At 47.1% G+C, this 20770-nt stretch carries 21 protein-coding genes and 5 tRNA genes; 24 read left to right on the forward strand and 2 right to left on the reverse strand.

Going from position 1 to position 20770, the window contains the following annotated elements:
- The first annotated feature begins 190 nt into the window (after positions 1-190).
- The 9 genes from purF to purM are packed head-to-tail and all read left to right on the forward strand — an operon-like array spanning position 191 to position 11540.
- Positions 191-1648, forward strand: coding sequence for an amidophosphoribosyltransferase (gene purF, locus QJS83_RS04935; RefSeq protein ID WP_284608018.1), 1458 nt, complete (start codon positions 191-193; stop codon positions 1646-1648).
- Positions 1645-2358: an AIR carboxylase family protein gene (locus tag QJS83_RS04940; RefSeq protein ID WP_284608019.1), complete on the forward strand. Its 714-nt coding sequence runs from the start codon at positions 1645-1647 to the stop codon at positions 2356-2358. Before purF ends, QJS83_RS04940 begins: the two co-directional genes overlap by 4 nt.
- On the forward strand, positions 2355-3395 hold the full coding sequence (locus QJS83_RS04945) for a phosphoribosylaminoimidazolesuccinocarboxamide synthase (protein ID WP_284608020.1): 1041 nt from the start codon (positions 2355-2357) through the stop codon (positions 3393-3395). Before QJS83_RS04940 ends, QJS83_RS04945 begins: the two co-directional genes overlap by 4 nt.
- Positions 3353-4633, forward strand: coding sequence for a phosphoribosylamine--glycine ligase (gene purD / locus QJS83_RS04950; protein WP_284608021.1), 1281 nt, complete (start codon positions 3353-3355; stop codon positions 4631-4633). The genes QJS83_RS04945 and purD overlap by 43 nt, the downstream gene beginning before the upstream one ends.
- Complete coding sequence (gene purN, locus QJS83_RS04955) at positions 4630-5250, forward strand: phosphoribosylglycinamide formyltransferase (protein ID WP_284608022.1); 621 nt, start codon at positions 4630-4632, stop codon at positions 5248-5250. The genes purD and purN overlap by 4 nt, the downstream gene beginning before the upstream one ends.
- On the forward strand, positions 5250-8294 hold the full coding sequence (locus QJS83_RS04960) for a phosphoribosylformylglycinamidine synthase subunit PurL (RefSeq protein WP_284608024.1): 3045 nt from the start codon (positions 5250-5252) through the stop codon (positions 8292-8294). The genes purN and QJS83_RS04960 overlap by 1 nt, the downstream gene beginning before the upstream one ends.
- Positions 8278-9012: a phosphoribosylformylglycinamidine synthase subunit PurQ gene (locus QJS83_RS04965; RefSeq protein ID WP_284608025.1), complete on the forward strand. Its 735-nt coding sequence runs from the start codon at positions 8278-8280 to the stop codon at positions 9010-9012. The genes QJS83_RS04960 and QJS83_RS04965 overlap by 17 nt, the downstream gene beginning before the upstream one ends.
- Entirely contained in the window at positions 9009-10532 is a 1524-nt protein-coding gene (gene purH / locus QJS83_RS04970; RefSeq protein WP_284608026.1) for a bifunctional phosphoribosylaminoimidazolecarboxamide formyltransferase/IMP cyclohydrolase, read from the forward strand. Before QJS83_RS04965 ends, purH begins: the two co-directional genes overlap by 4 nt.
- 9 nt (positions 10533-10541) lie before the next feature.
- Positions 10542-11540, forward strand: coding sequence for a phosphoribosylformylglycinamidine cyclo-ligase (purM, locus tag QJS83_RS04975; protein WP_284608027.1), 999 nt, complete (start codon positions 10542-10544; stop codon positions 11538-11540).
- Between the two features lie 68 nt (positions 11541-11608).
- Here the strand turns inward: purM and QJS83_RS04980 are convergent, their stop codons facing one another.
- Complete coding sequence (locus tag QJS83_RS04980) at positions 11609-12055, reverse strand: Ig-like domain-containing protein (protein ID WP_284608028.1); 447 nt, start codon at positions 12053-12055, stop codon at positions 11609-11611.
- Positions 12056-12166: 111 nt separating this feature from the next.
- Positions 12167-12589 (reverse strand): HAMP domain-containing protein, encoded by a 423-nt coding sequence (locus QJS83_RS04985; protein ID WP_284608029.1) that lies wholly within the window; start codon positions 12587-12589, stop codon positions 12167-12169.
- A gap of 161 nt (positions 12590-12750) precedes the next feature.
- On the opposite strand from QJS83_RS04985, the gene QJS83_RS04990 reads away from it, so the two are divergent.
- The 15 genes from QJS83_RS04990 to rplJ all read left to right on the forward strand — a co-directional run bounded on the left by QJS83_RS04990 (position 12751) and on the right by rplJ (position 20714).
- Positions 12751-13452: a hypothetical protein gene (locus tag QJS83_RS04990; protein WP_284608030.1), complete on the forward strand. Its 702-nt coding sequence runs from the start codon at positions 12751-12753 to the stop codon at positions 13450-13452.
- Positions 13449-14039, forward strand: a complete 591-nt coding sequence (locus QJS83_RS04995) for a hypothetical protein (protein WP_284608031.1) — start codon at positions 13449-13451, stop codon at positions 14037-14039. Before QJS83_RS04990 ends, QJS83_RS04995 begins: the two co-directional genes overlap by 4 nt.
- 53 nt (positions 14040-14092) lie before the next feature.
- Positions 14093-14815: an orotidine-5'-phosphate decarboxylase gene (gene pyrF, locus QJS83_RS05000; protein WP_284608032.1), complete on the forward strand. Its 723-nt coding sequence runs from the start codon at positions 14093-14095 to the stop codon at positions 14813-14815.
- Positions 14802-15701 carry a TrmH family RNA methyltransferase gene (locus QJS83_RS05005; RefSeq protein ID WP_284608033.1) on the forward strand — a complete coding sequence of 300 codons (900 nt, stop codon included), beginning with the start codon at positions 14802-14804 and terminating at the stop codon, positions 15699-15701. The genes pyrF and QJS83_RS05005 overlap by 14 nt, the downstream gene beginning before the upstream one ends.
- Before the next feature lie 67 nt (positions 15702-15768).
- Positions 15769-15844 (forward strand) — tRNA-Thr (locus QJS83_RS05010).
- Positions 15845-15872: 28 nt separating this feature from the next.
- Positions 15873-15958 (forward strand) — tRNA-Tyr (locus QJS83_RS05015).
- Between the two features lie 67 nt (positions 15959-16025).
- Positions 16026-16102 (forward strand) — tRNA-Gly (locus QJS83_RS05020).
- A 154-nt stretch (positions 16103-16256) separates the two neighbouring features.
- Positions 16257-16331: transfer RNA gene (locus tag QJS83_RS05025), tRNA-Thr, on the forward strand.
- Positions 16332-16398: 67 nt separating this feature from the next.
- The gene (gene tuf / locus QJS83_RS05030) at positions 16399-17589 is read left to right on the forward strand and encodes an elongation factor Tu (protein ID WP_284608034.1); all 1191 of its coding nucleotides are present in this window, start codon (positions 16399-16401) and stop codon (positions 17587-17589) included.
- 108 nt (positions 17590-17697) lie between these two features.
- A tRNA-Trp gene (locus QJS83_RS05035) sits at positions 17698-17773 on the forward strand.
- Between the two features lie 27 nt (positions 17774-17800).
- Complete coding sequence (gene secE, locus QJS83_RS05040) at positions 17801-18178, forward strand: preprotein translocase subunit SecE (protein ID WP_284608035.1); 378 nt, start codon at positions 17801-17803, stop codon at positions 18176-18178.
- A 10-nt stretch (positions 18179-18188) separates the two neighbouring features.
- Entirely contained in the window at positions 18189-18722 is a 534-nt protein-coding gene (gene nusG, locus QJS83_RS05045) for a transcription termination/antitermination protein NusG (protein ID WP_284608036.1), read from the forward strand.
- Between the two features lie 60 nt (positions 18723-18782).
- A complete protein-coding gene (gene rplK / locus QJS83_RS05050; RefSeq protein ID WP_038448239.1) occupies positions 18783-19205 on the forward strand; it encodes a 50S ribosomal protein L11 in 423 nt (140 codons plus the stop codon).
- 9 nt (positions 19206-19214) lie between these two features.
- Positions 19215-19919, forward strand: a complete 705-nt coding sequence (gene rplA, locus QJS83_RS05055) for a 50S ribosomal protein L1 (RefSeq protein WP_284608037.1) — start codon at positions 19215-19217, stop codon at positions 19917-19919.
- Positions 19920-20189: 270 nt separating this feature from the next.
- On the forward strand, positions 20190-20714 hold the full coding sequence (gene rplJ / locus QJS83_RS05060; protein ID WP_063204872.1) for a 50S ribosomal protein L10: 525 nt from the start codon (positions 20190-20192) through the stop codon (positions 20712-20714).
- The last annotated feature ends 56 nt before the right edge of the window (positions 20715-20770 follow it).

The raw sequence follows: 20770 nt of genomic DNA on the forward strand, positions 1-20770 counted from the left end.
AGCGACTGTTTCTCAGAGAAAATTCGCTTTATGGCCACCCACCTTCGGGGGGCAGTTCGGGCAGGAAATCCCGATTCTCTACCCTCTGTGTGTCTCGAAACTCGAAGTGTCAGCAAAATTTAAATATAGATATCAAAAACGGCGTCCCATGTGACGCCGTTTTTATTTTCAGCGATCATGGAGTGAAACTATGTGTGGCGTCGTTGGATTGATTGGCGAACCCAAGGCGGGGCAGAAACTATATCCGGCTCTTTTCGCTCTTCAACATCGCGGGCAGGATGCAGCGGGAATTTTAAGTTATGACTTTGAAAAGTCCCAATTCCATTTAGAAAAAGATCTGGGACTTGTTGAGGACGTCTTCACGGACGAAAGACAGCAACGCCTTAAAGGCTCCATGGCATTAGGGCACACACGTTATTCCACGATCGGAACCGTGGATAAAGAGGATTTGCAGCCGCTGTTTCTGAGTTATCCCTACGGAATCGGGATGATTCATAATGGAAACGTTACCAATTACGATGAAGTTGTCGATTATCTTCGTCATCGTAAACTGCGTTGGACTTTCAGTCGCAATGATCTGGAAATTCTTTTGCACATGACGGCTGTGGGCTTGGCCGCGCGCAAAGAAACGGGTTCCCTTTCCGAGAATCTGGCGGCATCTATTAAAGAACTTCTTACGCACGTTCAAGGTGCTTATAGTGCGATCGGAATGTTGGCCGATCAGGGCATGTTTGCTTTCTGTGACGCCAACGGGATTCGTCCTCTTTTAATAGGTCGTAAAAAGAACGGGGCAAATTATAGTTACTGTTTCGCCTCTGAAAAACAGGTGTTTTTCGGTCTTGGTTATGAATACTGGCGGGACATGCGTGCGGGGGAACTCGTTCTTGTCGACAAAGATTTGCAGCTGCATTCTTTCGTTCTAAGTGAAAAAAAACCGAAGCCTTGCATGTTTGAGTGGATTTATTTTGCAGGGTCTGAAACGGAATGGCACGGCCGTCCCGTCTATGAAGTGCGTTTGAAACTGGGACAAATTTTGGCGGAGGAATGCTTAGCGCAAGGTTTGGATGTCGATGTCGTGGCTCCGGTGCCTGATACGTCCCGGGCCGCAGCTTGTCGCTTGGCGGAAGTGCTGGAAAAACCTTATCGCGAAGTTTTAATAAAAAATCGTTACGTGCAAAGAAGTTTTATCGTCAATCAACCCGAGCTGCGCAAAATGATGGTGAACTTAAAACTTTCACCTGTGGAAAGTGAAATCCGTGGCAAAAAAATTCTGCTTGTCGACGACAGCATCGTACGAGGAACTACTTCCGCGCGTATCATCCGTCTGCTGCGCGAGGCGGGAGCTGAAAAAGTTTATTTGGCCAGTACGTGTCCTCCCATTCGTCATCCTTGTTTTTACGGCATTGATTTCCCTGACGGAGAGTCTTTAGTTGCTTTCAAAAAAAGCGAGGCCGACGTGGCGAAAGTATTGGAAGTGGACGGTCTGGTTTATTTGCCCTTGTCGCGACTGAAAGAAGGCTTGGGACTTAATGATTTTTGCAGTGCTTGTTTAGACGGTGATTATCCGGTGCCTGTTTCAAGCGAAAACTTTTTGAAGACACGGCATCAAAATATTGGCGGCGATGGAAAAAGTGAGGTGCCACTATGAAAATTCAAGTGATGTTCGGTAGTCCAAGCGACGAAAGAGTTTACGGGCCGCTTTGCCGGTCTTTGGAAAAATGTGGCGACGTCAAAATGGAAGTGGCCTCGGCACATCGTCATCCCGATAAAGTTCGCGAGATCGTACAAACCTGCGGAGCCGACGTTTTTGTCGCGGGAGCCGGGCTCGCGGCGCACCTTCCGGGTGTTGTGGCTTCTTTAACGACGAAGCCGGTTTTTGGCGTGGCTGTTAACGGCGCATTTGCGGGGCTGGATTCCTTTTTGTCGATCGTACAAATGCCTAAAGGGGTTCCGGTGATGGCTGTGACGGAAGAAAATGCTTCGACCATTGCAGATCTGCTTTTGCGTTGGAAGTCGCTTCCAGCCGATAAAATCTATTTGCATTGGAATAGAAATCTAGAAACGTATTCGCCGATTCAAAAAGCGATTGAAGACATTCAGAACCAAAGCGGTGTGAAGGTTATTTGGAGCGAGCCACGCGACTCTCAATGCCTGGGTGAAATCGTCAGTCCTTGGGAACTGCCGCGGATGACAGGTTTGAATTTATTCCTCTGTGAGAAAGAGCAGCTTACAAGTTCTAACCTTGCTTTGGACTTTTTCGCAAAAGCGCGACACGGCGGAGCTTGGGTCGGTGCCAACAATATCGGAAATTTTGTCGAGCAATGGAAAAAGCTCGTTTCATTGGGAGGAAGACCATGAAGCTGATTTATTCGGGCTCTGTGAAAGATCTCTATCAAAAAGACGCTTCTTTGTTTTTTGAGTACAGCAATCGCTATTCGATTTTTGACTGGGGCGAGATGCCTGATGAAATTCCTTATAAAGGTGAAGCTCTGGCTTCCATGGCGGCTTCTTTCTTTGAGTATCTGAAAACCAAAGATATTTCTTCTCATTATAAGGGCATAGCCTCAAAAACGTCGATTGAAGTTGCGGCGGTCAAGGTGTTGCGACCTTCCTGGCAAAATGATTCTTACAATTACGCGGAGTACGCGGCGAAGCCCTCGGGAATCTTAGTTCCTTTGGAAGTGATTTTCCGCCGTCACCTCGGCCAGGGAAACTCCTTGGAAGGACGCTTAAAAAAGAATCCTGCTTACCTTGCGGATTTAGGTCTTGAAGCTATCCCCACCGCAGCCGACAGCTTCGTTCCGCCAATCATTGAGTTTTCAACAAAGCTCGAGTCCTCAGACCGTTACCTGACACGCGCAGAAATCGCAGCCATGGATATTTTGTCTGACGAAGAGCTGCAGAACTTGCGCTTGCAAACCCAGGCCGTAGCCTTGGAGCTTGAAAAACTTTTTGCTTCTTTTGGTGTGAAACTGTGGGACGGAAAATTGGAATTCGCTTTCGGCGCAAAAGACGCATCCTCGGGTCACAGAGCACTTTTGCTTGTAGACTCCATTGGACCTGACGAACTTCGTCTGACTTATGAAGGCTTGCCTCTTTCTAAAGAGTTTTTAAGGCAAATCTATGCACCGTCAACATGGGCGGCCTCCGTTAAAGCCGCCAAAGAATTGGCGGTAACAAGAAAAACTCAAGAGTGGAAAAAGATCTGCAGTGAAGAGCTAGGTGAGGTGCCGAAAAAACTTTCGGCAGAGCAAATTGCAGTAAGCTCTCTTTTGTATCAAGCATTGGCGAATGAGGTCGCGCACGCTGTGGGAAGAGACAAACCGTTTGCAGCGGATTTAAATTTACCATTGTGGCATCAAAAGGCGCAGGCTCTTTTGCAGAGGACACCATGAAAGTCGTCGTCGTGGGCAAAGGGGGGCGCGAACACGCTTTAGCGGCAAAGTTATTAGAGTCCGACATCGTCAAAGAATTGTGGGTTTGCCCCGGAAATCCCGGCATGCAGAAAATGGGAATTCAATGCCAGACAGATGTCGAAACTCCGGAAGCGATTGAAACTTTCTGCGTTGAAAATAAAATCTCGTTAGTCGTCGTGGGACCCGAGGCGGCGATCCTTTCAAATCTAAAAGTCAATTTAGAGCGACAGGGCATTGCTTGCTTTGCTCCCTCTAAAGAAGTGGCGCAGCTGGAATCATCAAAACTATTCTGCAAAGGCATTTTGCACGACGCCGAGGTGCCGACCGCCAAATGTGTCGTCAGCTATTCCGAAGAAGAAGCTTTAGAAACATTGAGCCAGCATGATTTTTCAGAGCCGATTGTAATTAAAGCGGACGGACTTGCGCAGGGCAAGGGCGTCAGTGTTTGTGAAAGTTTAAGCAAGGCGCAAGAAGCGGTTCGAACTCTTGGCCGTCAGTACGGTTTTCCTCTTCTTTTGGAAGAGTGTTTACTGGGGCAAGAACTTTCCGCATTTGCTTTATGTGATGGCGAGGACTTCGTTCTTTTAGGAACGGCATGTGATTACAAGCGTATTTCCTCTGAAGTTTTCAGTGCGAACACCGGGGGCATGGGGGCCTATAGCCCTTGCGATTTCATCTCCACACAAGACGAGACGGAAATTAAAAATATTTTCGCCAAAACACTTTCTTGCCTTAAAAGAAAAAAACTTTCTTACCAGGGATTTCTTTTTGCGGGTTTGATGAAAACATCCCGCGGTCTTTTCGTTCTCGAATACAACGTGCGTATGGGCGATCCCGAAACACAAGCTTTGCTTCCACGAATTCGTAGCGACCTGGGTAAGCTGCTGGTTTCCGCGGTCACGCACGAACTCAAAGGCCAAACGTGCGAGCTTTCGTCGCAATGGTCCGTGCATGTGGTGGCAACAAGCAAAGGGTATCCACAGGCAAACATGGATTTAGGGCACTCGATTTCGCTGCCCTCATGGGACGGACTTTCAACGCGGCTCTATTTCTCTGGCATCAAGGAATTGAATCAGACACTTGTGAATTCGGGTGGGAGGGTTTTAGGTGTCACCGCCCTCGGGGAAAACAAAGAGTCTGCACGTAAAAATGCTTACACGGATATCAGAAAAATTTCTTTTAACGGCATGTATATGCGAGAGGACATCGCTGAATGAGACCTCTTCGTGTCGCTATTTTTGCTTCAGGAACAGGATCCAATGCCTTAGCGCTTATTCAGAAGTGCCAAAGTTTTTCCGAGCAGAAAGTGGAAGTTACGTTTGTTCTAAGTGACAAGAAAGACGCGCCTGTTTTGAAAAAAGCGCAAGACGCAGGCGTTCAAAATTTTCTTGTAGAAAAGAACACGACCAAGAAGGAGCACGAAAACCTGAAACTAAATCTTTTGCGGGAATTCAGGATCGACTGGATTTTTCTTGCGGGATATATGCGCCTTTTATCCTCAGATTTTTTGCACACCTTTGCCCAGTGGCATGGGGGCGCGTCGCAAGTGGTGAACATTCATCCTTCTCTTTTGCCGGCCTATCCCGGTGTTGATTCTATCCAAAGAGCTTTCAACGATCGTGTCCGTGAAAGTGGCGTGACCCTGCATCTGGTTGATGAGGGCATGGATACAGGACGGATTCTTGTTCAGAAAGTCGTCCCTCTGAATTCCGCGGCTTCTTTGCAAAGTTGGAGTCAGGAGATTCACGCGGCAGAGCACGAGCTCTATACCGGTTTTTTAGAAAAACTTTATTTAGGACATATTCCATCGGTTCATTTTGAGGAGAATAAATAATGCAAAGAATATCTGTGCGCAGTCTTTATGATCACAGTGCCGAAACATCTCTCAAAAAAATCTTTGCGCAAGAGACATCGGTACAAAATCTGCAATTGCGCCGGGTGTACTGGCTTCTAGAAAAGAAAGCAGGTTATAGCAAAGAATTGAACCTTGAATCCCTTCTGGGTAAAGTTTTCTTTGATCCGATCTCGGAAGAAATGCGTCTTGGGTTTTCGGGATTGCAAAAAGAAAAAACGTACGTTGAGGTTCGTTTCTTGGCGGGAGTGACAGACAATTTAGCGCGGTCTGCGACAGAAGCACTGATGCTTTTTTCTCCGCAACATAAGACTTCCTGGCAGGATTTTGGTATCGAATGCCACAGCGGTTGGGAGCTTGAGCTGGAAGGGGATATTTCCCAAAAGCAGATCGAAAAAGTGCTTTTTCAATCCCTGGCAAATCCTCTTTTAAATAAAGTCGAATGTCGTCGCGGGCACGAGCTTCTTGAAAATAACTCGTGGGCTCGTTTTGCAACCTTTTGGCAGTCGCCTCAAGTGACGGACCGGCAATTAACTCTGTTTCCGTTGAACAAACTTGTTCTTGAGAAGATCAATCAAGAACGAGGATTGGCTTTAAGTGGTGAAGAGATTGAAGTGATCATCGCACATTTTTCTTCGCCCGATGTGACAGAGAAACGCCGCTCATTAGGTTGGAACGGAATGATCACGGAAGTGGAACTGGAATGTTTGGCGCAAACATGGAGTGAGCACTGCAAGCACAAGATTTTTGCCGCCGAAGTGGAGTACTCGGAAGAGCCCGGAGCTTATCCCGCCCTTGGCTCGAAAAAAATCACAAGTCTTTACAAAAGCTATATTCAAAAGGCCACCAAAGAGCTCGAGAGCTGCGGCTATCTGGTCTCCGTTTTTAAAGACAACGGCGGCATCGTCGATTTCGATAAGAACATCAATATTTGCGTGAAGGTCGAGACGCATAATAGTCCTTCGGCGCTAGATCCGTTCGGTGGCGCACTAACAGGAATTCTTGGTGTGAACCGCGATATTCTGGGCTGCGGATTGGGCGCAAAACCTATCGCGAATACGGATGTGTTTTGTCTTTCTAAGAAAGATCTTTTTCCCTCTGCCAATTCGGGCCAGCGTCCCGAGCTTCTAAAAGATCCTGGCGTGATCTTTCGGGGAGTCCATCAAGGAGTCGAAGAGGGCGGAAATCAAAGCGGCATTCCAACGGTCAACGGCAGTTTTTACTTTGCCAGTGAGTTTGCAGCAAAACCTTTGATTTTTGTCGGCTCGCTGGGCGTTATGCCGAAAACGGTTCAGGGTCGTCCTTCCGAGAAAAAAGAAATCGCTTCCGGCGATCTGATTGTCGTCGCAGGAGGACGCTTGGGTAAGGATGGCGTGCATGGCGCGACCTTCAGTTCGCTCGCTTTGCACGATCAGGTTGCATCAAACGTGGTGCAGATTGGCGACAGCATCACACAAAAACGCCTTCTCGATTTTACTTTGCAGGCCCGGGATCGTGGTTGGATTCAAGCAATCACTGATAACGGTGCCGGAGGCGTCAGTTCCTCCATCGGAGAGATGGCGCAGATTTCCGGGGGTGCTCGCTTGGATTTAAGCAAACATCCTTTGAAGTATGAAAATCTGGAGTATTGGGAAATGCTGATCAGCGAATCGCAAGAAAGAATTTCCTATGCGGTGAAACCATCTGACATTGCTCCTTTCTTGCAACTCGCTCAGGATATGGGCGTTGAAGCCAGCGTGCTTGGCGAGTTTAATAACTCGGGAATTTTTGAAGTTGTGCACGGGGAAAAAACTCTTGCGGTTCTGGATCTTCATTTTCTTCACGAGGGCTTGAGTCGCATGCAAATTCCAGCGCATTTTGCCGGAGCGAAAGAGTACAAGGAATGGCATCGCGAAACGCCGAAAAAGAAATCCCCACCGGCAACAGCAGCCGGTGTTCTGGAAGCCTTAAAAGAAGTGCTGGCCTCACCGAACGTCGCTTCACGTGAACCGATCATTCGGTATTACGATCACGAAGTGCAAGGGGCGACTCGCTTAAAACCTTACGGCGGGAAAACTCAACAAGGGGCCAGCGACGCCGGAGTTTTAGATTTAGCCGTGCATGGGGGTGAAACCGGAAATGCTGTGGCGGTATCCAATGGTCTTTGCCCGCAGTTTTCTTACTACGATACTTACTTAATGGCACAAAAAGCCGTCGATGAGGCGGTTCGTAATCTGATCGCGACGGGTGTAGATCCACGCAAGATGGCGTTAGTCGATAATTTCTGCTGGCCGGATCCCATTGGCAAAGAGACTAATCCCGATGCCGCTCATAAGATGGCGCAGCTTGTGCGCGCCTGCGAAGGTCTTTATCAGGCCGCCGTGATTTTTAAAGCGCCCTTTGTCAGCGGCAAAGACAGTATGAAGAATGACTTTATCGGCAAAACGAAATTAGGTGATACCGTCAAAATCTCGGTTCCACCCACGGTGCTGGTGACAGCGATTGGTCAAATACCTGACGCCACGAAAACGACACCGGGTTTTTTCCAAAATGAAGGCGATGAAATTTATGTCGTCGGAAAAATAACCCAAAGTCTTTATGCCTCTGCATACGCCGATGTTTTTGCAACGGCGGAGGTTTTGCCACCTGAATACCCGCAGCTTCAAGACAATGTACGTCTGTACGAAAGAATTCATCAAAGCATCCAGCAGGGCCTTGTGTCTTCATGCCATGACATCTCTGAAGGCGGTCTTATGGCCGCTTTGGCCGAAAGCTGCTTTGGCAATGCATTAGGCATGAATGTCAATTTGTCGGCATTCACATGGAATGGCCTGTGGTCGGAAACGGGTTCTTTATTCGTGGTGAGTGTACCTGCGCATAAGAAAGAGCTGTTCACAACCCACTTTGGCGAGGCGGCCCTTTATCTTGGCGTCGTGACGGCGAACCCGCAAGTGACTTGGCGTTTTGCAGACGGCGAAATGCAAACGCCTCTGCAAGATCTTCAAAACATCTGGGCTCAAGGAGTGCAAAATGTCTATGAAGCCTAAGTTTCTGGTTTTATGGGGCGATGGAATTAATTGCGAGAACGAAACCGCTCACGCCATTCAACTTGCCGGAGGCGAAGCCGGCAAAGTGCATGTCAATGAGCTCCTCAAAAATCCGCAGAGTCTACATCACTATGATGCTCTGGTTTTTCCGGGAGGATTTTCTTTCGGTGATCATTTGGGAAGCGGTCAGATTTTAGCGCTCAAGATTGAAAATACTCTCAAAGCAGAGCTTGCGACTTTCGTAAAAACAAAACCTGTTCTCGGAATCTGCAACGGCTTTCAAACGCTGATTCGTTTGGGCCTTCTGCCTGATGCGGATTTTGTCAGAAGCTGCGCTCTTGTAAAAAATGAACAGGGTCATTTTATTGATCGTTGGGTAGAGCTTGAAAAGGACCCGCATTCCAACTGTGTTTGGACGAATAATCTGCCGACAGATTTCGTTTTGCCGATTCGTCATGGCGAAGGCCGCTTTATTTGTCAGGATGAAAAAACACTGCTTCGTCTTAAAAACAATCATCAAGCTGTTCTAAAGTATAAAGAGAACGTCAACGGAGCTATGGCGCAAATCGCCGGCGTGTGTGATCCGTCAGGCTTGGTGTTTGCTCTGATGCCTCATCCAGAGGCGGCAATTCATGATTGGCATCTTCCCTTTGCCGGCAAAGCTTATGGTCTTGATTTTTTTAAAAGTGCAGTGACTTATTTAAGAGGTGAAGCATGAACTCCATTCGCAGAGCGCTATTAAGCGTGTCCGACAAAACCGGTCTTATTTCCCTGGCAAAAACTTTGGCGGAAAAAAACGTCGAACTGATCGCCAGTGGCGGAACAGCCAAGGCGTTGCAAGAGGCGGGGCTTCAGGTGACTCCTGTTGAAACCCTTAGTGGCAAAGGCGAAGCATTTCAAGGTCGCATGAAAACGATAAGTTTTGAAATCGCCTCTTCCCTTTTGTTTCGGCGGGAAGACACGCAAGACATCGAGCAGGCATCAGCTTTAGGTGTTGAACCGATCGATCTGGTGGTTGTGAATCTTTATCCCTTTCATGAGACACGCAAAAAACAAAGCGGCTTGAGCGAGTGCATTGAAAACATTGATATCGGTGGACCGACGTTGCTTCGGGCCGGTGCAAAGAACTTCCGCTCTGTCACGGTTCTGTGTGAGCCGACTCAATACGCTGAATTTATCAGCGAATTCACAGGCGGTGACGGAGGAACAAGTTTTGAATTCCGCCAAAGATGCGCGGCTCGCGTGTACACGATGACTGCTTTTTACGATCTTGCGATCGCAGGATTCATGACGGAAAATGCGGGGCAGGCTTTGCGTTATGGCGAAAACCCGCATCAAAAAGCATTTGTCTTGAAGGATCCTTTTCACGCAGGGCTGGCGCACGCGACAAGTCTTCAGGGCAAAGAAATGTCATATAATAATTTTCTTGATGCCGATTTTGCGTTGAAGACTCTGCAAGATATGCAGCGCTGGCAAAAGGACAAAGCACTTCCGACGGCGGTCGTTGTGAAACATAACACTCCTTGTGGGTTGGCTATTGCCGAAACACCTTTCCGAGCTCTTGAAAAAGCGTGGAAAGGAGACGAAAAAAGCTCCTTTGGTGGAATCATTGCCTTGAATTTTCCAGTGACGGAAGAAGTTGCTGCTTTTTTCTCTGACAAATTTGTGGAAGTGATTTTAGCGCCTTCGTTTGCGAAAGAAGCCTGCGAAAAACTTAAAAAGAACTGCCGTGTGATGGAAGTGAGTCTTAAGGCGACGCCTGCTTGGCAAGCACGTTCCATTGAAGGAGGACTTCTTGTTCAAGAACCAGACAGCTTCGACCTCAGTGATTTGAAAACAGTCACTAAGAATCCCGTTGCGCCGGAAAAAGAAAAACTCGCGGCCTTCGCCATGCTTGCAGTTAAAAACCTGAAGAGCAACGCCATCGCTCTTTGTGCGCAGGAAGGACCCGAGTTCGAGTTGCTGACGATGGGATCGGGGCAGACAAATCGAATTGACTGTATCGAAAAACTGATCACCTCGCGCTTGCACGACAAAGGCATTTTCGATCTTTCCCAAGTCGTTTTGGCTTCGGATGCGTTTTTTCCTTTCCCGGATTCAGTGCAGGTCGCAGCGAAGCTGGGGGTTAAATACATTATTCAACCCGGAGGTTCGGTGAAGGACCACGATGTCATTAACGAAGCTGACAAATTAGGAATTGCCATGATGTTCACCGGTCGTCGCCACTTTTTACACTAGGAGGTTACCATGGAAAAAATCGACTACAAAAACTCAGGAGTGGATGTTCATAAAGCCGATGCCTTCGTGGACAGAATCAAAACTTTGGTTCCTTCGACTTTCAATGAACAGGTTATGCAGGGGATTGGCGGATTCGCCGCTGTCTACAAATTGAATGAACAAAAGTACCTGGCGTCGTGCACGGATGGTGTAGGAACGAAACTTAAGCTGGCGCAAAAGATGAACCGTCATCACGGCATCGGCATTGACTTAGTTGCCATGTGTGTGAATGACCTTCTTTGTGTGGGAGCGCGACCTCTATTCTTTTTAGATTACATGGCCTTTGGGAAACTCGACACGCAGATCAGCGAAGAGCTGATTGCCGGCATGGTCGATGGCTGTCGTCAGTCCGGAATGGCTTTGATTGGCGGGGAGACCGCAGAAATGCCCGGCGTTTATGCTGAGGGTGAATATGACCTTGCTGGTTTCAGTGTGGGTGACATATCTCCCGAAGAAATGTTTACGCAGGAAAAGATGCAAGAGGGAGACGTTCTCATCGGTCTTGCCTCGAGTGGATTTCACTCAAACGGATATTCGCTTCTAAGAAAGCTCGTGAAGGACGAGGAAACGGAACTTCTTCAGCAACTTCTGGAGCCTACGAAAATATACGTCGAGACGTTCAACAGTCTGCGCCGCCAATTTCCAGCCGCTTTGCTGGCGACGGCGCACATGACCGGCGGAGGTATCGACAACATCCCACGCATGAGTGAGAATTTCGATTACGAAATTTCCTATTGGCCGTCGCTGCAAGAAATCGCACCTGTTTTTAAACCGATTTTGGAAAGAGTCGATATCGCCAAAGACGAGTTGTTCCGAACTTTCAATATGGGCGTCGGCTTTACTCTCCTCGTGAAAAAAGATTTCGCCGCGAATGTTTTAACTCACCTGCAAAGCAACGGAGTGAAAGCATGGCGTCTGGGAGAGATTCGTCAAGGAACTGGAAATATAAACATTTCCGCTGTCTGGTAATCTGGTAAAGCAAGTCGCAGACAAATAAAAAGGGAGACGGCAAGGTCTCCCTTTTTCGCAAAATAATTTTAGTAAGGCCAAACGCCACGGCCGCGCAAATGAATGCGCACATCTTCGGCGCCTGTAAGTTCGATCTCGATATCTCCGGTCTTAACTCCTAAAGAAGTCGGTCTGAAAAAGGCGCGCACAGAGCAGCGTTGTCCCGGCCACAAAAGACTTGGGCAGTTTTCGCTGTGCCAAAAACTGCTTCCATCGGTATCAATGTCGTTGATGTAGATAGGCAGCACGCCGGTATTGCGTAAATAAAAGCGGACAGATTTTGTTGTGAAAAGACGGGTGCGACGAAAGTTGTAAAAGAGGTTGCGTACTTTGATCTGGGCTCCCTCATCATTCGTGAGAGATATCTCATACGCTTCTTCGTTCTGTGGTTGCACAGCCTGGGTGTCGTAGATCTCTTGAGCATGAGTAGGAATCGAAAGAGCAAGTCCGAATAATACTGCGAAAAAGAATTTCATAGGGCACCTCCTTGATGGATTCATTTTTTATGAACCTAATAGGAGGGGCAAAAAAAAATCCAAGCATGGGGATATTTTCATGCAGAGTCTGTCTAGTCGATTGTTAGAAGACTATTTCGATTTTCTCTTTAGAATGACATTGATGTCTTTAACTTCCTCTTGGAAGTAGTCGTCTTGACGCAGTTTAATCTCGACGTTGTCAGCGCCGACATCACTCACTCGGCGCAGAACTCTTTTAATGTTATAGAGCGGACCCGCTATACGACTGGTTAGACGATTGAAGATGTATATTCCGACAAGCAGACTCAAACTGACAGGAATGATTTGATAAACCAAAAAGCTCACTTTGTAGCGGGACAGAAACTCCAGAGCCGACATAGAACCGACCACTTTTTCCACCTGTTCAATAAACAGATAGGCCGTAAAAATTTGCACGATAAAAATAGAAACCACGAAGAGGCCCACGTACATAAGAACGTCGTACTGAACCTCTTGATTCACGATCATTTTCCGGCGCGGTTTGAATAATTTCATAGAGGAAGGAGCTCCTTAAACTATGGTAGCCGAAGTGGCGCGAGACTTCCCCGAAATCTCGCGCCTGCAATACAACCGTCCCCCAATGAGACAACTAGGTATTGACGTCTCAATCTGGAGTCGACAGAATCGTGTTTGGTAAAACGATGGAGAGAGTTCAAATGAGAAAATGGACCGTAGTGGCAATCGTGGGCGCCAGCCTGATTTTACAACTGGGATGTAAGAGCAAGGGTTTTCACCGGCAGGAGCTCACCAACGCTCTTGGCGTCACCAAACCTGAGTTCGATGATGCCGCTATTAAAGCGGCGTTCAAAAAGAAACCCAATCTGCCAAAGCCGTTTAAGCTCGCCGTGTTTTTTAAAACACCTAAAAACTTTCAAGGTGGTTTAGCTTCCTGGCACTGGCAAGAAAAAGACAAAGCTTTATTTACGGACATGGCGCCATCTTTCAACGGAGCTGTCTCGGAGATTTTTCCGATCGTAAATTCCGTCGTGGAATCAGAAGATCTTAAATCCCTGCGTTTGGCTGCGGCTCAACACGGAGCCGATGCTTTGCTTGTTGTCAGTGGTACAGGTGAAATTGACCGTTACATCAACAAGTGGGGCTGGAGTTACATCCTGTTATTGCCGGCATTTTTTGTGCCTGGTTCCGAATCAGACACTTTGTTTTTAGCCAACGCCGTTATCTATGATGTAAAAAATGAATTTCTATATTTTACCGTAGAGTCTGAAGCGCAAACCAACGATCGTTACATAGCGGCCTTTCATCCTTCAGATAAAGAACTTTTTAATAAAGCCAAAAGTCAGGCGCTGCAAAAACTGCAAGCGGAAATGCAGCAAATGCTTTTGCAAAAGAAGCAATGAATGTAAAACTCCTTTTTGTAATTCTCCTTGGTTTTTCGGCACCGGCATACGCTGCGGATTTTCTTCTGTCTGCCGGCTATGCGAAGGGTGGGGAGTCTCTTTCAACCGCGACCGGGGGGCAAGATTATCGGATTGATGCCGGCGACGGATTTTATCTCAGCGCCGGTTTTATTTTTCCGGTGTCGAAAACTTTCCCGCACTATTTCGAAATTCAGTTCACTGCGGGCGTTATGTTCACGGGCACAGAAGAAACAGATGAAGTTTTGTGGCGGCGCCTGCCTTTAGAGGCGATTTATTTTTACAAGAATACAGATCATCGTTATCGCCTGGGTTACGGCGCGATTTATCACACAGGCAACGAACTTTCTGCCAATGGTTTAAGCTCATCCGCATCGGCGACGGTCGACGACGTCTGGGGTTGGACATTGGCGGCAGAGAAAATCTTCCCGCCTTCAAAAGAAGGTGTGGACGGTTCTCTCGGTTTGCGCCGCAACTTTATTTCCTACAGCAGTTCGCACTTTTCGAAACCTGTGCAAGCGGATTCCTGGCTTCTCACGCTGAACCTCATCGTCGACTTATCTCGTTGAGGGTTGATTCCTGGTTCCCTGAGTGCGAGACTCTTTTCATCTCAGGAGCTTTCATGAAGAACAAAAACCTGCGTTCACATCCCATGAACAATCCGATTATTTTAGCTTTGGATGTCGATACCCGTGATCAGGCCCTCCAAATCGCGGACGATGTCGCGGATATCGTGGGGGGCATTAAACTCGGCCCTCGCTTGTGCCTTCGCTACGGTACGGATTTCGTAAAAGAGATCGCGAGCCGTGCGCCTGTTTTTCTCGACAATAAACATTTCGATATTCCTTCGACAATGGAGGCGGCCGTGCGGGCCAGCTTTGAAGCGGGAGCCTCTTTGGTGACAGTGCATGCGCTGAGCGGGCGCGAGGCTTTGCAGCGTATGGCGGAAGTTGAAAAAGAGCTCAGTCAAAAGCGGCCTTTTAAGGTTCTTGCCGTGACGATTCTGACCTCTTGGGATCAGAACTCGTTGCCGCAGAATATGAAAGAACAACCGATTGCGACGCATGTCACGGATCTGGTGGGCCTTGTGCAGAGTTCAGGGCTTTCGAGCGTGGTTTGTTCTCCGCATGAATTAGACCTTTTACAAAACCGCGATCTTTATCTTGTCACACCTGGAATTCGCTTTAGTATGCAGGATTCCGGCGATCAAAAGCGTATCATGGGTCCGAAAGAAGCTCTTCGTAAAGGAGCTTCAGCGTTAGTAGTCGGTCGACCCATCCTTGAAGCAAAGAACATCAAGGAAGCTGCAACTGATTTTGTAATGGCTGTATATGAAGAAAAATAATTCTCGTCCTTCTCGTGGTTCTCACTCACAACGTCCGCAACAAGGTGGGGCTCGCCCCTCTGGTGGAGGCCGTCCTCAAGGCGGTCGTCCTCAGCAAGGACGTGGTCCGCATCCTGCGGCTCGCTCTGAAAATCAAATTCCGCGCGACTGGCGTATCGTCATCGGTACACACGCGATCAATGAAGTGTTGAACGTGCGTCCTCATCAAGTGAAAGGCATGTGGATTCGCTCAGGTTGGGAGCATTCCGGAGATCTTCGCGATATGCACGAACTCGCTCTCGAGAAAAAGGTGAAAGTAGAGATCAAAGCAGAGAATGTGATCGAAAAATTCGGTTCTTCTCAGCAGGGGGCCGCGATCTTCGTCGATGGCGTACCGACTTTGGATATGGACGGGCTGGACAGTTTTGATAAGTCTGTCGTCTTGATGTTGGACGGTATTGAAGATCCGCACAATTTGGGTGCAATTATGAGAACTTCTTGGCTTACGGGCGCACACGGAGTTTTGATTCCGGAAGATCGCGCAGTGGGTCTAACTCCGACAGTTCATAAGGTCGCGTGCGGCGGCGTCGAGCATGTTCCGGTTGAAGAAACGACGAATTTCTCTAACTATGCAGAAGAATTAAAGAAAAAAGGCTATTGGATTTTCGGGCTCAGTCCTCGTGGAAAACGATCTATCTTCGAATTAGATCTGCCAGACAAAGTTGTTTGGGCGATTGGTGCGGAAGATAAAGGTTTGAGAGTGACAACGGAGCGTCTTTGTGATGAATTAGTGTTCATTCCGCAGGCAAGCTCTTCGGCGAGTTACAATGCGTCCGTGGCGACAGCCATGGCACTCACTGAGACGTTGAGGCAGCATGCACCGCGAGGAAACCGAAAAAAATCGTAATCTGTCGTATAAATATCTTTGACGGCGTCCGATTTTGTCCGTACAACATTTCGGTTATCTCAGTAAGGCTGGTTTAGCTCAATTGGTAGAGCAGCTGATTTGTAATCAGCAGGTTGCGGGTTCGAGTCCCATAACCAGCTCCATTTTTTTCTGAGTCAACATTCACGATCTGGGTAGGTGCCCGAGTGGCTAAAGGGGACGGACTGTAAATCCGTTGACTCGCGTCTACGAAGGTTCGAATCCTTCCCTGCCCACCATTTTGAATGTTTCCCAAGAAAAAGATGGGAAGAGAGGGTTGTACTTCTCTTCCGGGCGTTCTGATGGGCGGGAGTAGCTCAATTGGCTAGAGTATCTGCCTTCCAAGCAGAGGGTTGCGGGTTCGAGACCCGTCTCCCGCTCCAATATATCAGAACTTAAGAGGGCATCGCGAGATAACTATTCTCGGTTGTGAGAAGTGCTTCGTCAGATAAGCCTTATCAAGGCGCGACGGAGGAAGGCGTACATCGTACGCCGACGACAGAGCAACGCGGAGAAGGGTTATCTGGCGATGCGCTTGCCCATGTAGCTCAGTGGTAGAGCACACCCTTGGTAAGGGTGAGGTCGTCGGTTCGGCTCCGATCATGGGCTCCACTTGTTACTTTGAATAATATTTGATAATGGTTTAAGACTTTTAAAATAAATCTCTGCAGGAGGAATAATGTCTAAAGAGAAATTTAACCGTTCGAAGCCGCACGTAAATATCGGCACAATCGGTCACGTTGACCATGGTAAAACAACTTTGACTGCTGCTATCACTACTACTCTTGCAGCAGCTGGTAAAGCTCAGGCGATGTCTTACGATCAAATCGATAAGTCTCCTGAAGAAAGAGAACGTGGTATCACTATCTCTACAACTCACGTTGAGTACGAAACTGACAAACGTCACTACGCTCACGTTGACTGCCCAGGCCACGCCGACTACGTAAAAAACATGATCACTGGTGCCGCACAAATGGACGGAGCTATCCTAGTAGTTTCTTCTGCTGACGGTCCAATGCCACAAACACGTGAGCACATCCTTCTTGCACGTCAAGTAGGTGTTCCTGCTCTAGTTGTATTCATGAACAAAGTTGACATGGTTGACGATAAAGAATTGTTGGACCTTGTTGAACTTGAAGTTCGCGAACTTCTTTCTAAGTACGAATTCCCTGGCGACGAAATCCCAGTAGTAAAAGGTTCTGCTTTGAAAGCTTTGGAAGGTGACACTTCTGAAATCGGTCGTCCAGCTATCATGAAATTGATGGACGCTTGTGATGCTTACATCCCTGAACCAGTTCGTGCTACTGACAAAACTTTCTTGATGCCAGTAGAGGACGTATTCTCTATCTCTGGTCGTGGTACAGTTGTTACTGGCCGTGTAGAGCGTGGTATCGTTAAAGTTGGTGACGAGGTTGAGATCATCGGTATCCGCCCAACTACTAAAACTACAGTAACTGGTATCGAAATGTTCCGTAAACTTCTTGATGAAGGTCAAGCAGGGGACAACTGTGGTGTTCTTCTTCGTGGTACTAAAAAAGAAGAAGTTGAACGTGGTCAAGTTTTGGCTAAACCAGGTTCAGTAAAACCTCACAAAAAATTCAAAGCTGAAGCGTACATCCTAACTAAAGAAGAAGGCGGACGTCACACTCCATTCTTCAATGGTTACCGTCCTCAGTTCTACTTCCGTACAACAGACGTAACTGGTGTTTGTACTTTGAAAGCTGGAACTGAAATGGTTATGCCTGGTGACCGCGTTGAATTGGCAGTTGAGTTGATCGCTCCAATCGCAATGGAAAAAGAATTGCGTTTCGCGATCCGCGAAGGTGGCCGTACAGTAGGCGCCGGCGTAGTTGTTGAAATCCTTGAGTAGGATTAACGCAGCATAATGCTAAATTAAAATCACCCGGGGGACTCCTTGACAAAAGGGTCCCCCTCGGTGTTTCTTGGCACGTACATTTTTTTAATGTTTTTTGAGTGCAGGGGTGTAGCTCCAGTGGTAGAGCGAACGACTCCAAATCGTTAGGTCGTGGGTTCGAATCCCTCCGCCCCTGCCAAATTTGTAAATCTTAAAACGAGGAACCATGGAAAAAGCCAACTCTAAGATTTTGACTCTCAGCTTTGCTATCGCAGGTATCTTGGTCGGTTTGACAGTCTCTCTTCTTATCAAAGCTTTCGCTGGAGCTTTTGGTGTAGTTGCAAGAGCTGCGGATTCTGATTTAGTAAGACACGGTTTGCCGGTTGTATTAGGTCTTGCCTTGTTTGCTGTTCTTCAATTCAACCCGCGCGTAATGGCATGGGGTGAAGAAGTTGTATCTGAAATTCGTAAGGTTGTATGGCCTACGCGCAAAGATACAACGGCAATGACTATCGCATGTGTCGTTATGGTTCTTATTTCCAGCGTGATTATTAGCTCTTTCGATTTGATCTCCGGCTTTTTTATCAACTATCTCATGAAGTAAGGAACGGACCATGGAAAAGAAATGGTATATTGTAAACGTTCAAACGAGCTGTGAAAACACGGCGAAAAAAGCCATCGAAGAAAAAATCAAATCTAACAAGATGGAAGAGTTCTTCGGGGAGATCCTTATTCCTGCGGAAAGTGTTGTTGAGCTCGTAAAAGGCCAAAAACAAACTAAATCGCGTAAATTTTTCCCGGGATACATCTTTGTTCAGATGTTTTTGAACGATGAGACTTGGCATTTAGTACGTAATTCGTCTAAAGTGACCGGCTTCGTGGGCGGTACTAAAACTCGTCCTCCGGAAGTTCCGGAAGCTGAGGTTTTGCGTGTAACACAGCAAATGGCTGGTGTTGCAGAAAAACCGAAACCAAAAGTGAAGTTCGCTGTAGGTGAAAATGTGACTGTGATCGACGGTCCATTCAGTAACTTCCAGGGTTCTGTAGAAGAAGTAAACGAGGACAAAGGGAAACTGAAAGTTCTTGTGAGCATCTTCGGTAGACCAACTCCAGTAGAGTTGGACTACATTCAAGTAGAAAAACAATAATCCAAATCCGCATAGGGCGGACGAGGAATTTAATAACACAACCTCTTGCAGGAGTGGGTCATGGCAAAAAAAGTTACAGGAATGATCAAGCTGCAAATACCGGCAGGGAAAGCGAATCCAGCTCCTCCCGTTGGACCGGCACTTGGACAGCACGGGGTAAACATCATGGAATTCTGTAAGCAGTTCAACGCTCGTACACAAGCGTTGGGTGATAGCATCATCCCTATCATCATCACTGTTTACCAAGACAGATCGTTTACTTTCATCACTAAAACACCTCCGGTGTCTTCTTTGATCAAAAAGGCGTTGAAGCTTGAATCAGGCTCTAAACAGCCTCAAAAAGACAAAGTTGGCAAAATCAATAACGATCAAATTAAGCAAATCGCTACAACGAAATTGCCTGATTTGAACTGCTTGAAAGTTGAATCCGCAATGTCACAAGTTGCTGGTACAGCTAAGAGCATGGGCATCGATATCGCATAGGGGTGATGTATGGCAGGTAAAAAATTCGAAGCAGCCTCTAAGAAGGTTGATTCTCAAAAAAAATACTCTGTTGAAGAAGCATTCAAACTTGTGGTAGCGGCAGCTCCAGCTAAATTTGATGAATCTATCGACGTAGCTTTGCGCTTGGGTATTGACCCTAAGCAATCTGACCAACAAGTTCGTGGTGCGATCTCTTTGCCTCACGGTCTTGGTAAAGAAGTTAAAGTTGTTGTTTTCGCAAAAGGTCCTAAAGAGGCTGAAGCGAAAGCAGCTGGCGCTGACTTCGTTGGTGCTGACGACCTTGTAGCTAAAATTCAAGGTGGTTGGTTGGATTTCGATAAATGTATCGCGACTCCAGATATGATGGCGACTGTTTCTAAAGTTGCTAAGATCTTGGGGCCTCGTGGTTTGATGCCGAATCCAAAAATCGGTACTGTAACTATGAACGTTGGTGAAGCAGTTGCTGCCGAGAAAAAAGGTAAGCTTGATTTCCGCGTTGATAAAGCAGGTATCGTTCACGCTGGTATCGGTAAGAAATCTATGGGCGATGCTAAACTTCGTGACAACTTCATGACCCTTTTGGGCGCGATTGTTAAAGCGAAGCCAGCAGCTTCCAAAGGTATCTATCTTAAAACTATCTCCGTAGCTTCAACTATGGGTCCTGGTATTAAGATCGAGCCAAATGCAGCAGCAGCTGCAACAGGCGCTAACTAAGAATAAAATAGGCTCCGACGTGTTCGGGGCCTTGTTTTTTGGTTGGTTCTTTTGTATTAGTTTTTAAGTTTTTAATTGCGATCAGAGACAGTAGGTTTCTTCTAGTAGATGTAATCCCGCGATTGTGTGGGGCCTACCGAGATAAGGCAAAAAGGTTTTCTGAAAGTTCTGGGTTCTCTAGAGCTATAAATGACCTCCAAACCGACCTGATTCGCACAGAGGTTCTTCGGTAACACGAAGGACTTAAATCTAACGAAAGGAGGCTCACACATGATCACTCGCGCAGATAAAGAGCAAGAGATTAAGCTTATCACTGAAAAGTTCGGTAAAGCTAAAGGAGCCTTCATCGTCGACTTCAAAGGCATCAAGGTTGAGCAAGTTACTACTTTGCGCAAAAAATTGAATGCTGCTGAATCTGAGATGAAGGTTGTTCGTAACACTCTTGCGAAGAGAGCGTTCAAAGATCACCCAGCTATTGAAAAAGCTTTTGCTAATTCAATGAAAGGTACTAACGCCATCGTATTCTCATACGGTGAAGTGAACGCTACAGCTAAAACACTTGCTGAGTTTGCTAAGGACGTAGAAGTTCTTCAAATCAAGTCTGGTGTTATGGATGGCGAAGCTTTGGATGACGCTAAAATTAAATTCTTGGCGACTCTTCCAGGCAAAGACCAACTTCGCGCTATGTTCCTCGGTACACTATTGGGTGCAGGTTCTGCACTTGCTAGATGCTTGAATGCTTACGCTGAGAAACTTGGTGGCGGTGCTACTACTGAAGAAGCTCCACAAGCATAAGCTTGCGGCGCTAATAAATTGAATTAATAAATAATTTTATCCTCTGGAGGATTTAA

Source organism: Bdellovibrio sp. 22V (genome assembly GCF_030169785.1).
Classification (GTDB): domain Bacteria; phylum Bdellovibrionota; class Bdellovibrionia; order Bdellovibrionales; family Bdellovibrionaceae; genus Bdellovibrio.